A 14,517-nucleotide genomic window follows, 5' to 3' on the forward strand; every position below is an offset into this window, starting at 1 on the left:
GAGGGCCATCCGACCGTGCACTTGACCCCTCGTGAACAGGAACGGCTCCAGCTGTTCACCGTCGCCGAACTCGCGCGCAGGCGCCGAGCCCGCGGCCGCCGCCTGAGCGCCCCCGAAGCGATCGCCCTGATCTGCGACGAGATCCTGGAGGCCGCCTGGGACGGGCTGAGCCTGGACGAGGTGATCGAGACGGCGGAGCGGGTGCTCACCGTCGACGACGTGCTGGACGGGGTCGCCGACATCGTGACGACCGTGCAGGTGGAGGCGCTGTTCCCGAGCGGCACGTCCCTGGTCGCCGTCGACCGGCCGATCGGTCCCGCCAGCGCCGAGGGCCCGGGCGCCGTGCGCACCGCCGAGACTGCCATCGAGATCAACGTGGGGCGGCCGCGCACCACCCTCACCATCCGCAACACCGGCGACCGCGTCGTCTACATCTCCTCGCACTACCCGCTGCACGAGGCCAATCAGGCGCTGGAACTCGACCGCGAGGCCGCCCGCGGACTGCGGCTCGACATCGCCGCCGGCACCGCCCTCGCCTTCGAACCCGGCGAGAAGCGCGAAGTCGTCGTCATCCCCGCCAGCCGCAAGACCCGTACGACCCAGGAGCGCGCATGACCAGCGTCGACCGCCGCACGTACCACGCCCTGTACGGGCCCACGACCGGCGACCGGATCCGGCTCGGCGACACCTGCCTGTGGGTGGAGGTCGAGGCCGACGACGGCACCCCCGGCGACGAACTCCTCGGCGGCTGCGGCAAGACGGTCCGCGACGGCCTCCTCGCCTCACCGCGCTCGGACCGGGACTCCGCCCTCGACATGGTCGTCGCCGGGGTAGTCCTGATGGACCCGGTGCTCGGTGTGCGCAAGACCGACATCGGCATCAAGGACGGGCGGATCGTCGCCGTCGGCGGGGTCGGCAACCCGGACGTCATGGACGTCGAGTACGCCATCGACTCGCACACCTCCGTGGTGCCGGGGGAGGGGCTCATCGCCACACCCGGCGTCGTCGACAGCCACGTCCACCTGTCCTCGCCCGAGGTCGCGCCCGCCGCGCTGTCCGCCGGAGTCACCACGCTCGTCGGCATGGGGCTCGGCGGCGTCTGGGAGATCGGCTGCAACCCCACCCACAACCTGCACACCCTGATGAGCGCCTGGCAGGACACGCCGCTGAACATCGCCTTCCTGGCCCGCGGTTCGTCCAGCTCGCGGGCGCTGCTCGACGAGATCACCCTCGCCGGGGCCGGCGGCTTCAAGATCCACGAGGACTTCGGGGCGACCCCGCGCATCATCGACACCTGCCTGGACACCGCGGAGCAGGCCGACCTTCCGGTCGCGCTGCACACCGACTCCATGAACGAGTCGGGGTACTTGAGGGACACCCTCGGCGCCACCCGCGGCCGCACCGTGCACGCGTACCACGTGGAGGGCGGCGGCGGTCACCCCGACCTCCTGGAGATCCTCTCCGAGCCGAACATCCTGCCCTCGTCGACGACGCCCACCGTGCCGTACACCCCCAACACGGTCGGCGAGCTGTTCCCGATGACGATGACTGTGCACCGGCAGAACCACGCCTCCGCGAGCGATGTCGCCATCTCCAAGGGCCGGATCCGCGAGCACGCCATCGCCGCCGAGAACGCCCTGCACGACCTCGGCGCCATCTCCATCGTCAACTCCGACTCCATGGGCATGGGCCGGATCGCCGAGACCGTGCGCAGGACGTGGCAGCTCGCCCACGTCCAGGCGCTCGCGAACGGCGGCGGGGGAGTGGAACACCCCGACAACGCACGGGTGTTGCGCTACCTCGCGAAGATCACCCTCAACCCGGCGCTCGCGCACGGCCTCGCCCACGAGGTGGGCACCGTGCAGGCCGGGCGGATGGCGGACCTGGTGCTGTGGGACCCCAAGTGGTTCGGCAGCAAGCCCGAGTTGGTCATCAAGTCCGGGTTCGTGGCGTGGGGCAACACGGGCTCGGGGTCGGGTTCGACCCGGCTGACCCAACCGCGTTCCTACAAGCCCTACTTCGGATCCCTTGGCGCCGCGCCCGCCCGGCTCGCCAAGGTCTTCGTCGCCGAGGCCGCGCTCAACGACCGCGCCGCGCGGGCGGCCCTGCCGAGCGGACTCTCGTACGCCCCGATCCGCGACAGCCGCGGCCTGACCCGCGCCGACATGCTGCACAACACGGCGACGCCACGGGTCGTGGTGCCGCGCGAACCCGCGCCGGTCCTCGTCGACGGGGTCGAGACGGGGACACCGGCCGCCACCGTGGTGCCGCTCGCGCAGCTGCACCACTTCGCCTGATCCCGAGGGGGCATCCGTCACATGCAGCTCGATCTGCTCGTCCGCAACGCCCACATCCGCACCCTCGACCCCGAACGGCCCACCGCCACAACTATGGGCGTCATCAACGGCGTTGTCGTAGGACTCGACGAGGACGTGGCCGGACTTCCCGCGCGCCGGACCCTCGACGCGGGCGGCGCCACCGTCGTCCCCGGCTTCAACGACGCGCACTGTCACACCTCCTGGTTCGGCCTGAACCTCACTCAGCTCGACGTCTCCACGGCCCGCTCCGTCGACGACGTGTACGCCGCCGTGGCCGCGCACGCCGAAGGGCTCGCCCCGGACGCCTGGGTGCTGGGCGCCGGGCTCGACCACAACAACTGCGGGGGCCACTGGCCGCACCGCGACGCCCTCGACCGCGCGGCGGGCGGCCGGCCCGTCTGGATCAAGCACACCTCGGGGCACGCCTGTGCCGTCAACACGCCCGTGCTGCACGCAGCCGGAGCGCTGGAGGACGGGTTCCGCGATCCGGACGGCGGAGTCGTCTCCCGCGACGAAAACGGCCGCCCCGACGGCTTGTTGGAGGAGACGGCCCAGAGCCTCGCGCAGCGCCAGGTGCTGCCGTACCCGGTGGAGACCGTCGCCGACGCCGTCGGCGCGGCGACCCGGCACTACCTCACCGAGGGTGTCACCAGCTTCACCGAGGCCGGGATCGGCGGCGGCTGGATCGGTCAGACGCCGGTCGAGCTGGCCGCGTACCAACTCGCCCGTGAGACCGGCCGATTGCACACCCGCGCCCAGTTGATGGCCGCCTCCGACGTGCTGCACCCGCTGACGGCGCACACCGACGACGACATCACCCTGGGGCTCGACCTCGGCATGCGCACCGGCTTCGGCGACGACATGCTCTCCCTCGGCCCGGTCAAGATCTTCCTGGACGGCTCGCTGCTCGGGAGGACGGCGGCCGTCACCGAACCCTTCTGCGGCTGCCCCCACAACGAAGACCGGCCCACCGGCTACTTCCAGGGCGACGCCGGATCCATGACCGACCTCGTCGTCGCCGCGCACCGCTCCGGCTGGACGGTGGCCGCGCACGCCATCGGCGACCGCGCCGTCGACCTGGCCCTCGACGCCTTCGCCCGCGCCCACAAGGAACGGCCGCGGCCTGGCGTCCGCCACCGTATCGAGCACGCCGGTGTCGTCCGCCCCGAGCAGCTCGCCCGCTTCGCCGAACTCGGCGTCGTGCCCGTCCCGCAGCACAACTTCCTGCACACCTTCGGCGACGCCATGGCCACCGCACTCGGCCCCGAACGCACCGCCTGGTCGTACCGCATGAAGTCCTTCACCGACCTCGGGCTGCCCGTCCCCGGCAGCTCCGACCGGCCCGTGGCGCCCGGCGCGCCGCTGCCCGCGATCCAGTCGATGGTCGTGCGCCTGACCGAAACAAAGGTGCCGTACGGTCCGGACGAAGGCGTTCCGGTCCTTGCCGCGCTGCGCGCCTGGACCGAGGGCTCGGCCCTCGCCACCGGCTTCGGCGGGCGCAAGGGGCGGCTCGCCCCCGGGTATCTGGCCGACCTCACCGTCCTGGACGGCGACCCCGTCCGCACGGACCCCGACCGCATCGGCGCGATCGGCGTCCTCGCCACCGTCGTGGGCGGCGACCCCGCCCACGACCCGCACAAGCTCACCCGCACTCCCGCACGCTCCGGTCCCCCTTCCGCTCCGGCCACCCAGGCCGCCCCTCCCCAGGAGACCCCGTGAGCACGACCACCAAGCCCCCGGTGAAGGACATCAGAAGGCTGTTGTTCGCCGCGTTCAGCGGCACCGCCCTGGAGTGGTACGACTACTTCCTCTACGGCACCGCCGCCGCGCTCGTCTTCAACAAGCTGTTCTTCACCGACATGAACGCGGCCGCGGGCACCCTCGCCTCCTTCGGCACATTCGCCGTCGGTTTCGTCGCCCGGCCCATCGGCGCCGCGATCTTCGGCCACGTCGGCGACCGCTACGGGCGCAAGGTGTCCCTCATCATCACCGTCGTCATGATGGGCGCCACCACCGGCTGTATCGGCCTGCTGCCCACGTACGGCACCATCGGCATCTGGGCGCCGATCCTGCTCACCGTGCTCCGCTTCGTGCAGGGCATCTCCGTCGGCGGGGAGTGGTCGGGCGCGATGCTGCTCACGCTCGAGCACACCCCGAAGGAGAAGCACGGCAGCTACTCCTCCGTGCCCCAACTCGGCTCACCGGTCGGCACGTTGATGTCCAGCGGCGCCTTCGCCGTCGTCGGCATGCTGCCCGACGACGCCTTCTACTCGTGGGGCTGGCGGCTGCCGTTCCTCGCCGCGTTCCCGCTGCTCGGCTTCGCGCTCTACCTGCGCGTACGCATCGAGGAGTCCCCGGTCTTCCGTGCGATGCAGGAGGACGCGGAGCGCGACGGGCCGCCGCCCGCGCCGCTCATCGAGGCGTTCCGCCGCACCTGGGGCCGCATGGTCGTCGGCGTCGGAGTCGCGCTCCTCGGTGTCGGCGGCTTCTTCCTCATGACCACCTTCATCATCAGCTACGGCACCGGCGAACTCGGCATCGACAAACAGACGATGCTCAACGCGACGGTGGTCGGCGCCCTCGTCGAGATCATGGTCATCATCGCCGGCGGACGGCTCGCCGACCGCATCGGCTCGTGGAAGGTGTGTGCCATCGGCGCCGCCGTCACGATGGTGGCCGCGTTCCCCGCCTTCTGGCTCGTCGACACCAAGCAGACCCCGCTGGTGTACCTCGGCGTCGCGCTCGGTATCGGCGCGCTCTCCATCCCGTACGGCCCGATCGGCGCGGTCGTCGCCTCGCTCTTCCCCGAGGAGTTCCGCTACAGCGCCGTCGCCATGTCGTACAACCTCGCCGGCGTCCTCGGGGGCTTCATCCCGCTCATCGCGGCCTCGGTCACCGGCGCCGCGGACGGCGCCTCGTGGGGCGCCGCACTGCTCCTCGTCGTCGTGGCCGCCTGCACCGTCGCCGGGGCCGTCGCGGCCGGCACGGTACTGCGCCGGCACGGCTCCCTTCCCTCCAGCGACACACTGAACGCAAAGGTTGCAGCATGACCGTGCATCACCCTGCCCGCACCGGCGGCCAGGTCCTCGTCGACCAGCTCCGGGCCCACGACGTCGACACCGTCTACGGCGTGCCCGGCGAGAGCTACCTCGCCGTCCTCGACGCCCTGTACGACGCGCCGGTCCGCATGGTGGTGTGCCGCCACGAAGGCGGCGCCGGGTACATGGCCGAGGCCTCCGGCAAGCTCACCGGGCGCCCCGGCGTGTGCTTCACGACGCGGGGGCCCGGCGCCACCAACGCGTTGGTCGCCCTGCACACCGCCCACCAGGACGCCACTCCGCTGGTCCTCTTCGTCGGCCTCGTGCCGCGTGACCACACTCACCGGCACTCCTTCCAGGAGCTGGACCTGCGGGGCACGTTCGGCACGAACGCGAAGCTCGTCGAGACCATCGAGGACGCGGCCCGCATTCCCGAGTACGTGGCCCGCGCCTTCGCCGTCGCGAGCAGCGGGCGGCCGGGGCCTGTCGTCCTCGGGCTGCCGGAGGACATGCTGACGGATGTCGTCGAGGTGGCCGACGCCCGGCCGCTGCCGGTGCCGCAGGGCGGCGTGTCGGCCGAGGAACTGGCTGTGCTGGAAAGCCTGTTGGCCACCGCCGAGCGGCCCGTGGTGCTGCTCGGCGGCAGCCGCTGGACGGACCGGGCGCGCGCCGACGTGCGTGCGTGGGCCGAGGCCTGGTCGCTGCCCGTCGCCGTGGACTTCCGCTGCCAGGACCTGATGGACAACGAGGCCGAGGTCTACGTGGGCAACCTCGGCTACGGGCGCGCCAAGCCGCTCGCCGAGCTGGTGCGCGAGGCGGACCTGCTGCTGAGCGTCGGCACGGCGCCGGGGGACGTCTCGACGGACGGGTACCGGATGCTGCCCACGGTCGGCGGCGACGTGGCGGGCCCGCGCCTGGTGCAGGTGCTCCCCGAGGCGCAGCCGCCCGGCGTCGTCCACCACGCCGAACTCTCCCTGCTCGCCGCCCCCGAGGCGTTCGGCACCGCGATACGCACCTTGCGCCCCGCCGCGCCCGTGCCCTGGGTGGAGCGCACCAAGCAGGCCAGGGCCGCGCACCTGACCGCCCGCACACCGGAGCCGGACGGCGACCCGCTCGACCTCGGCGCGGTCTTCGCCCACCTCGACAGCCGGCTCCCGGAAGACACCATCGTCACGTTCGGCGCGGGCAACCACGCCATCTGGGCGCAGCGCTTCCTGACGTACCGCGACGGCATGCGCCAACTCGGCCCGCGCAACGGCTCGATGGGCTACGGCATCCCCGCCGCCGTGTCGGCCGCCATCGCGCACCCGGACCGCCGCGTCGTCTCCGTCGCGGGCGACGGCTGTTTCCTGATGAACGGTCAGGAGCTCGCCACCGCGATGGCCGAGGGGGCGGCCCCGCTGATCCTCGTCCTGGACAACGCCCAGTACGGCACGATCCGCGTGCACCAGGAGCGGGAGTACCCCGGCCGGGTGAGCGGCACGGCCCTCGGCAACCCGGACTTCGCCGTGTATGCCCAGGCCTTCGGCGCCCACGGTGAAACGGTCACCACGACCGAGGAGTTCGCCCCGGCCCTCGACCGCGCGCTGACGTGCGGCCGCGCTGCGATCATCCAACTCAAGGTGACGGAGGGACGGTTGTCCCCCGGCGTCACCGTCGACTCGCTGCGCGAGAGGGGGCGCGCCAAGGGCTGAGGCTCAGGGACGCAGATGGATCAGGGGCGCAGATGGATCAGGCCCGCCTCGGTGGGCCGGAATCCGCACGCCTCGAAGTAGAAGTCGCGGAGTTCGGGCTCGAAGTCGACGTGGAGCCACTCGCAGCCCGACTCCCGCGCACGGGACGCCGCGAGGCGCACGACCGCCGTGCCGATGCCGCGATGCTGGTGTGTGGCCCGGGTCTTGGTGTCGATCAGGAAGGCGTGGTCGCCGCCGTCCCACGCCACGTTCACGAAGCCGACGAGGAGCCCGTCACCGTCGCGGGCCGCCACCCAGCCGAGGCTGTACTTCTGGACCTTGACCCACCAGCCGGCGACATCATTGCCGCCGTGGGACCGGACCAGGTCGACCATCTCCTCGTCGGACACCGGGTCGCGCCATGTGTACGTGATCGCATCGTTCATGGGGCCTCACCCTGGCACAGGGCGTGATCCCCGCCACGTACGAAACGGTTTCGTTTCATCTCATCGGCAAGATACTCTGCCGACGTACGAAACCGTTTCGTTCGGCGCGGATGCCGTGCGTGAGAGATGTGGACGTGATGCTGCGTGCCCGAGACCGGCACCGTGCGGCGCAGACGCATGACGGCGGAGCGCGAGGCGGAGTTGTACGACGCCGTGCTCGGGCTGCTGCGTGAAGTCGGTTACGACGCGCTGACCATGGACGCCGTCGCGGCCCGCACCCGGTCCAGCAAGGCCACGCTCTACCGCCAGTGGGGCGGCAAGGCCGCGCTCGTCGTCAAGGCGATGCGGCACAACAAGCCGGTCGACATCGCCCAGATCGACACCGGCACCCTGCGCGGGGACCTCCACACACTCGCCGGCAGGCACGACGACTGCTCGGTCGAGGAGTCGACGGCGCTGATGCGGGGGCTCGCCATGGCGATGCACAGCGACCCGGATCTGCTGCGCGCGTTCCGGGAGTTGCTGATCGAACCGGAGCTGGAGGAGCTGGACCAGGTCCTCCAGAGAGCCGTCGCACGGGGCGAGATCCGCGAGGACAACCCGGCGATGGACTACACGCTGCACCTGATGGTCGGAGCCATGGCGACCCGCGGCGTGATCGACGAACTGCCGCCCACCCAGGAGTACCTCATCTCATACATCGACGCAGTGGTCCTCCCCGCCCTCTGCGCCTGATCCCCCCCCCACACACACCACAGACTCTCCCCGCACCTGACGCCACCGCTCACCGTCGTCGGGCCGAAGTCCCATGCCCAGCACCATTACGACCTGACCGGGAGTACGCCCTCGTGGCTCGATTCCTCTACAAAATGGGCCGATTCGCCTATCGGCGACGGTACGTCGTCGCCCTCTTCTGGGTGGTGGTCCTCGCCGCCGTGGGCGTGGGAGCCTCCCAGGCCCCCACGGCCGCATCCTCCTCCTTCTCGATCCCGGGCACCGAGGCCCAGAAGGCCTTCGACCTGCTCGAGCAGCGCTTCCCCGGCGCCAGCGCCGACGGCGCCACCGCGCGCGTCGTGTTCAAGGCGCCGGACGGGGAGAAGATCACCTCCGCCGCCAACCAGGGCGTGGTCCGCGACACCGTCAAGGAGCTCGGCGGCGGCTCCGAGGTCCAGAGCGCGACCGACCCGTTCAAGGCCAAGGCAGTCAGCCGCGACGGCACCATCGCGTACGCGCAGGTGTCGTACAAGGTCTCCGGCATGGAGCTGGAGGACTCCTCGCGCGACGCGCTGAAGGACGCCGCGCAGGACGCCCGTGACTCCGGCCTCACCGTCGAGGTCGGCGGCGACGCGCTGCAGGCCGTGCCCGAGACCGGCTCGACCGAGGTCATCGGCGTCGTGGTCGCCGCCGTCGTCCTCGTGATCACCCTGGGCTCGCTGATCGCGGCCGGACTGCCGCTGGTCTCCGCGCTGTTCGGCGTCGGCATCGGTGTCTCCGCCATCACCGCGCTCGCCAAGCCGCTCGACCTGGACTCCACGACGTCGACGCTCGCGATGATGATCGGCCTCGCGGTCGGCATCGACTACGCGTTGTTCATCGTGTCCCGGTATCGGGCCGAACTGGCCGAGGGCCGCGAGCGCGAAGAAGCCGCCGGGCGGGCCGCCGGTACCGCCGGGTCCGCCGTCGTCTTCGCCGGACTGACCGTCGTCATCGCCCTCGTCGGCCTCGCCGTCGTGAACATCCCGATGCTGACGAAGATGGGCTTCGCGGCCGCGGGGACCGTCGTCGTCGCCGTCCTTGTCGCGCTGACCCTGATCCCCGCCCTGCTCGGCATCGCCCGCAGCCGGGTGCGCCCCGCAGGCGCCAAGAGCAAGCGCAAGGAACGCAAGGCGCAGCGCGCGGCGCAGGAAAACGGCCACGTCCACGGGGAGCACGCCGAACCCAAGCCCGCCCTGGGCACCCGCTGGGCGCGCCTCGTCGTGAAGCACCCGGTCGCCGTGCTGCTGCTCGGCGTGATCGCCCTGGGCACGGCCGCCGTACCGGCGATGGACCTCGAACTCGGCCTGCCCGACGACGGTTCGCAGCCCACGAGCACCACCCAGCGCAAGGCGTACGACCTGCTGTCGGAGGGCTTCGGGCCCGGCTTCAACGGGCCGCTGATGGTCGTCGTCGACGCCAAGGACAGCGACTCCCCGAAGTCCGCCGTCGCCGATGTCACCAAGACCGTCAAGGGACTCGACGACGTCGCCGTGGTGACCCCGGCGACGTTCAACAAGTCCGGTGACACCGCGATGCTCAGCGTCGTCCCGAAGTCGAAGCCGACCTCGACGGACACCGAGGACCTGGTGCAGAACATCCGCGACGCGGGTGACGGCATCAAGGCCGACTCGGGCGCCGAGCTGATGGTGACCGGCACCACCGCGATGAACATTGATGTGTCGCAGAAGCTCAACGACGCGCTGCTTCCGTACCTCGCGCTCGTCGTCGGACTCGCCTTCCTGCTCCTGATCGTCGTCTTCCGCTCGATCCTGGTGCCGCTGAAGGCCGCGCTCGGCTTCCTGCTCTCCGTCCTCGCCGCGCTCGGCGCCGTCGTCGCCGTGTTCCAGTGGGGCTGGCTCGCCGACCTCATGGGCGTCGAGGAGACCGGGCCCGTGATGTCGATGATGCCGATCTTCATGGTGGGTGTCGTCTTCGGACTCGCGATGGACTACGAGGTCTTCCTCGTGACGCGGATGCGCGAGGCGTACGTCCACGGCGAGACGGCCAAGGACGCGATCGTCACCGGGTTCCGGTACAGCGCCCGCGTGGTCACGGCGGCCGCGGTCATCATGATGGCCGTGTTCGCGGGCTTCATCGGCTCGACCGAATCCATGATCAAGATGATCGGCTTCGGGCTCGCCGTCGCCGTCTTCTTCGACGCGTTCATCGTGCGCATGGCGATCGTCCCCGCGGTCCTCGCGCTCATCGGACGCGGCGCCTGGTGGCTGCCCAAGTGGCTGGACCGCGCGCTGCCGAACGTCGACGTCGAGGGCGAGGGCCTGCGCGAGCTCGACGAGGCCCGCGCGGCGCGGCCCGCCGACGAGGTGCGGGGCGGCGCCGTTCCGCACCCGACCGAGCCGGAGCGCGAGCTCGTGACGGCCTCGGTCGGGGCGCAGGGCGCGGCGCAGCCGCAGAAGCACCTGGCGACGGCGTCGGCCGCGGAGGTCGGCGGGGGCGAGCGCTCGTTCGCCCCGAGCGGCAACGGCATCCTCGGCGCCGTCCGCACGGGCGGCGGCGAGGCCGTGGCGCGCGCCGCGATCACGCTGATCTCGACGGGCGGCCGGCAGATCAGCCGCTCCGTCACCGACTCCGGCGGCTCCTACAGCCTCGACGTTCCCGGCGCGGGCACGTACGTGCTGATCGTCGCGGCCGACGGGCACCAGCCGCAGGCCTCGACGGTCACCGTGGACGGGGAACTCCTCTCCCACGACATCGTGCTCACCGGCACCGGCGGACTCGCGGGTCTGGTGCGGGAGTCCGGCGGTCGTCCGGTGCCCGAGGCGCTGGTCGTCGTGACGGATGTCCGCGGCGAGGTCGTGGCCACCGCGCGCACCGGACTGCACGGCGACTTCGCCTGCGGCGGTCTGGTGAACGGCATGTTCACGCTCGCCGTCAACGCGCCGGGTTTCCGGCCGACGGCGCAGCAGGTGGAGACCGGCGCGCAGGGCGTGACCCAGGTCGAGCTCGTGCTCGGGGTCGGCAAGCGGGTCCAGGGCGTGGTGCGCGCGGGTACGGACGACGGCCCGTTGGCCGACGCGCGGGTCACGCTGGTCGACGCGGCGGGCAATGTGATCGCCTCGACGACGACCGGCCCGGACGGCGCGTACGCCTTCACCGACCTGGACGCGGGCGACTACTCGGTCATCGCGACGGGGTACCCGCCGGCCGCGCAGACGCTGCGGGTGGGCGACGCGGAGCCGGGTGATCTGGACATCAGGCTGCGGCACCCGGGGGCGTAACCCGCTTCCAGTAGCTGTCCCAGGGGCGGCACCCGCCATCGTTGGCGGGTGCCGCCTTTACTGTTGCGCAGTACAGCAGTACGGGCCCGCCGCCTCCCCGGATATGGGAGCGTGGTGATGATCCTTTTCCTGAACTCCACGCAAGTTCCTGAACTCCACGAAAATTCCCGAACTCCACGCAAGAGAGAGCCCGTTACCGATGGACCTGGACACCCGCCGCAGACGGACGGCCCTGTTCCTCTTCTTCCTGATACCCGGCCTGTCGATGTCGTCATGGGTGACCCGCACACCCGATGTGCGGGACCAACTGGGCGCGTCGACCGCACAGATGGGGCTCATCCTCTTCGGGCTCTCGGTCGGCTCGATGATCGGCATCCTGTGCTCGGGAACGCTCGTCGGCCGGTTCGGCTCGCGGCCCGTCATGGGCGTGGCCACGGTGCTGATCACCATCAGCATGGCGGTCATCGGCCTCGGCGCGATGGCGTCCTCCGCGCCCCTCGTCACCGCGGGACTGCTCCTCTTCGGCGCCGGAATGGGCGGGGGAGAGGTCGCCATCAACATCGACGGCGCCGAGGTGGAACGGATCACCGCGCGCACGATCCTGCCGACGCTGCACGGCTTCTTCAGCCTGGGGACGGTCGTGGGAGCGGCGGTCGGCATCCTGTGCACGGCGGTCGAGTTCCCCGTGCAGTGGCACCTGATCGCCGTCGCCGTGGTCACCACCGCCATGTTCGGCTACGCGATCCGGGCCATCCCCGCGGGCGTCGGCAAGGCGTCGGCCGGCTCGCCGACGGAGGGCGCCGCGGACGGCGCGTCCAAGGCGAAGGTGTGGCGGGACCGGCAGTTGCTGCTCCTCGGAGGCATCATCCTCGCGATGGCGCTCGCCGAGGGAGCCGCGAACGACTGGCTGCCGCTGCTCATGGTCGACGGCCACGACATGGACCCCGCGCTCGGCTCGGCCGTCTACACCGGCTTCGCCGCCGCGATGACGATCGGCCGGTTCGTCGGCGGGTTCTTCATCGGTCGGCTCGGCCGCAAGCCGGTCGTCCGCGCGAGCGCCGTGTCGGCGACGCTCGGCATCGCCCTGGTCGTCTTCTCCGACTCCGCCGCCCTCGCCAGCGCGGCCGTGCTGTTCTGGGGGCTCGGTGCCTCGCTCGGCTTCCCCGTCGCGCTCTCGGCGGCCGGTGACTCGGGCGAGAACCCGGCGGCGCGGGTGAGCCTGGTGGCCATGCTCGGCTACGTCGCGTTTCTCGTCGGACCGCCGTGCCTCGGCTTCCTCGGTGACCACTACGGACTGCGGACGGCCATGGTGGTCGTGCTCGCGTTCACGACGATGGCCGTCTTCCTCGCTCCGGCGGTGGGCGCGCGTTCTTCGGCGACGGTGGCCTCGAAGAGCGATGACGAGCGGTCGCGGCAGCACTGCGAATGACCGCGGTGGGCCCCGCCCTTGGAGGCGGGGCCCGGTGCGACTACGGCAGCGTGTGCCCCGCCGCGCGGAACAGGCGGTACCACTCCTCGCGGGTCAGCGGGATCTCCGAGCCCGCCGCGGACTCGGCGACCCGCCCCGGGTTGGTGGTGCCGAGCACGACCTGCATGTCGGCCGGGTGCCGGGTGATCCAGGCGACCGCGATGCCGGTCGGTGTCACCTCGTACTTCGCGGCCAGCTCGTCGAGCGCGGTGTTGAGCTCCGCGTAGTTCTCGCGGTCGCCGATGAAGACGCCGTCGAAGAAGCCCTTCTGGAACGGCGACCACGCCTGAAGGGTCATCTTGTGCAGACGCGAATAGTCGAGCAGCCCGTTGTCGCGGCTCACCGACTGGTCGAGCCCGGCCATGTTCGCGGCGACACCCGAGGCGATCAACGGGGCGTGCGTGATGCTCAGTTGCACCTGGTTGGCGACGAGCGGCTGACGCACCGCCGTCTTCAGCAGCTCGACCTGGCCCGGCGTGTGGTTCGAGACACCGAAGTTCACGACCTTGCCCGCCGCGTGCAGCTCGTCGAAGGCCGCCGCGACCTCCTCCGGCTCCACGAGGGTGTCCGGGCGGTGCAGGAGTAGGACATCGAGGTAGTCGGTGCGCAGCGCCGCCAGCGACTCGTCGACGGTGCGCACGATGTGCTCGCGTGAGAAGTCGAAGAAGCCGGACCGGATGCCGACCTTGCTCTGGATGACGATCGACTCGCGCTCCGCGGCGCTCAGCGTGACCGCCTGCCCGAAGTGCTCCTCGCAGGCGTGCCGGGTGGGCCCGTAGATGTCGGCGTGGTCGAAGCTGTTGATCCCGGCGTCGCGGGCGCTGTCGTAGAGGACCCGGACGTCCTTGTCGTCCAGCTCCGCGATGCGCATCAGGCCGAGGACGACGTTGGAGGACGGCGCCTTGGCACCGGGGAAAGAGATCGATTTCATGGGGCCATCCTGTCCGAGTGGCCCCTCCCGATGCCAGTGTCCGCGGCTACGCGTCCTCTACGCGTCCTCGCCGGTGTCCGAAAGCGCGTACAGCTTCGGCAGGTTGACCACGATGGCCTCCTGCGTGCTGCGGGCGATGACGACCACGGCCTCGTCGGCCGGATCGGGGTTCTCCTCGCGGTGGGGCACGTAGGGCGGGACGAAGATGTAGTCGCCGGGGGAGGTGCGCAGCCTGACCTCCTCCTCTTCGGCGCCCGAGTCGTCGAGGAACACGAACTCCGGGTGCCCGCTCACCACATAGATGGCGGTCTCGGACTCGCCGTGGTGGTGATCGGAGGACGCGGTCGACGGGGCGACATGCGTCTGGCCCATCCACAGCTTCTCGGACCCCACCGTGTTCCCGCTGACGGCGGCGAAGCGCCGCATGCCGCCGCTCTGTGCGGTGTCGCCGTCCAGGGCGTCGGCGCGGACGTGGTGCAGCCGCGAACGCAGGGGAGTGGAAGGGGAGTTCGGGGCGTCGTGGAGATGGGGGTGGAAGCCCTCACCGGGTGTCGTCAGCGGCTCGGTCATGGTGGCGACGCTAGAGCGGTGAGAGAAAAGATGTCAAGAGGTGTCCATTGGCTCTCACCTGCGGCAATGTTCCCGCAA

11 protein-coding genes and 1 pseudogene are annotated in these 14,517 nt (G+C 71.1%); 9 read left to right on the forward strand and 3 right to left on the reverse strand.

What is annotated here, in order from left to right; all coding sequences use genetic code 11:
* Nucleotides 1-15 precede the first annotated feature (15 nt).
* From ureA to OG746_RS42675, 5 genes are read left to right on the forward strand one after another with little or no spacing between them, the layout of a single operon-like run.
* On the forward strand, nt 16-615 hold the full coding sequence (gene ureA / locus OG746_RS42655) for an urease subunit gamma (protein ID WP_266724573.1): 600 nt from the start codon (nt 16-18) through the stop codon (nt 613-615).
* Nucleotides 612-2,297 carry an urease subunit alpha gene (locus OG746_RS42660; RefSeq protein WP_266724574.1) on the forward strand — a complete coding sequence of 562 codons (1,686 nt, stop codon included), beginning with the start codon at nt 612-614 and terminating at the stop codon, nt 2,295-2,297. Before ureA ends, OG746_RS42660 begins: the two co-directional genes overlap by 4 nt.
* A gap of 21 nt (nt 2,298-2,318) precedes the next feature.
* Entirely contained in the window at nt 2,319-4,037 is a 1,719-nt protein-coding gene (locus tag OG746_RS42665) for an amidohydrolase (RefSeq protein WP_266724576.1), read from the forward strand.
* Complete coding sequence (locus OG746_RS42670; RefSeq protein ID WP_266724578.1) at nt 4,034-5,368, forward strand: MFS transporter; 1,335 nt, start codon at nt 4,034-4,036, stop codon at nt 5,366-5,368. Before OG746_RS42665 ends, OG746_RS42670 begins: the two co-directional genes overlap by 4 nt.
* Nucleotides 5,365-7,050, forward strand: a complete 1,686-nt coding sequence (locus OG746_RS42675) for a thiamine pyrophosphate-dependent enzyme (RefSeq protein WP_266724580.1) — start codon at nt 5,365-5,367, stop codon at nt 7,048-7,050. The genes OG746_RS42670 and OG746_RS42675 overlap by 4 nt, the downstream gene beginning before the upstream one ends.
* 20 nt (nt 7,051-7,070) lie before the next feature.
* Here the strand turns inward: OG746_RS42675 and OG746_RS42680 are convergent, their stop codons facing one another.
* Nucleotides 7,071-7,475 (reverse strand): GNAT family N-acetyltransferase, encoded by a 405-nt coding sequence (locus OG746_RS42680; protein ID WP_266724582.1) that lies wholly within the window; start codon nt 7,473-7,475, stop codon nt 7,071-7,073.
* Between the two features lie 144 nt (nt 7,476-7,619).
* On the opposite strand from OG746_RS42680, the gene OG746_RS42685 reads away from it, so the two are divergent.
* The 4 genes and pseudogenes from OG746_RS42685 (at nt 7,620) to OG746_RS42700 (ending at nt 12,899) form a co-directional block, all read left to right on the forward strand.
* Complete coding sequence (locus tag OG746_RS42685; RefSeq protein WP_266724584.1) at nt 7,620-8,210, forward strand: TetR/AcrR family transcriptional regulator; 591 nt, start codon at nt 7,620-7,622, stop codon at nt 8,208-8,210.
* A gap of 113 nt (nt 8,211-8,323) precedes the next feature.
* Nucleotides 8,324-10,528: pseudogene (locus OG746_RS42690) on the forward strand (MMPL family transporter); the annotation flags it as partial.
* Between the two features lie 75 nt (nt 10,529-10,603).
* The gene (locus OG746_RS42695) at nt 10,604-11,470 is read left to right on the forward strand and encodes an MSCRAMM family protein (RefSeq protein WP_266725756.1); all 867 of its coding nucleotides are present in this window, start codon (nt 10,604-10,606) and stop codon (nt 11,468-11,470) included.
* Nucleotides 11,471-11,669: 199 nt separating this feature from the next.
* Nucleotides 11,670-12,899: an MFS transporter gene (locus tag OG746_RS42700; protein ID WP_266724586.1), complete on the forward strand. Its 1,230-nt coding sequence runs from the start codon at nt 11,670-11,672 to the stop codon at nt 12,897-12,899.
* A 40-nt stretch (nt 12,900-12,939) separates the two neighbouring features.
* Here the strand turns inward: OG746_RS42700 and OG746_RS42705 are convergent, their stop codons facing one another.
* Nucleotides 12,940-13,869 (reverse strand): aldo/keto reductase, encoded by a 930-nt coding sequence (locus tag OG746_RS42705; RefSeq protein ID WP_266724588.1) that lies wholly within the window; start codon nt 13,867-13,869, stop codon nt 12,940-12,942.
* A 57-nt stretch (nt 13,870-13,926) separates the two neighbouring features.
* Entirely contained in the window at nt 13,927-14,439 is a 513-nt protein-coding gene (locus OG746_RS42710; RefSeq protein ID WP_266724590.1) for a cupin domain-containing protein, read from the reverse strand.
* Between the last annotated feature and the right edge of the window lie 78 nt (nt 14,440-14,517).

The organism is Streptomyces sp. NBC_01016 (assembly GCF_026341035.1).
GTDB lineage: Bacteria > Actinomycetota > Actinomycetes > Streptomycetales > Streptomycetaceae > Streptomyces.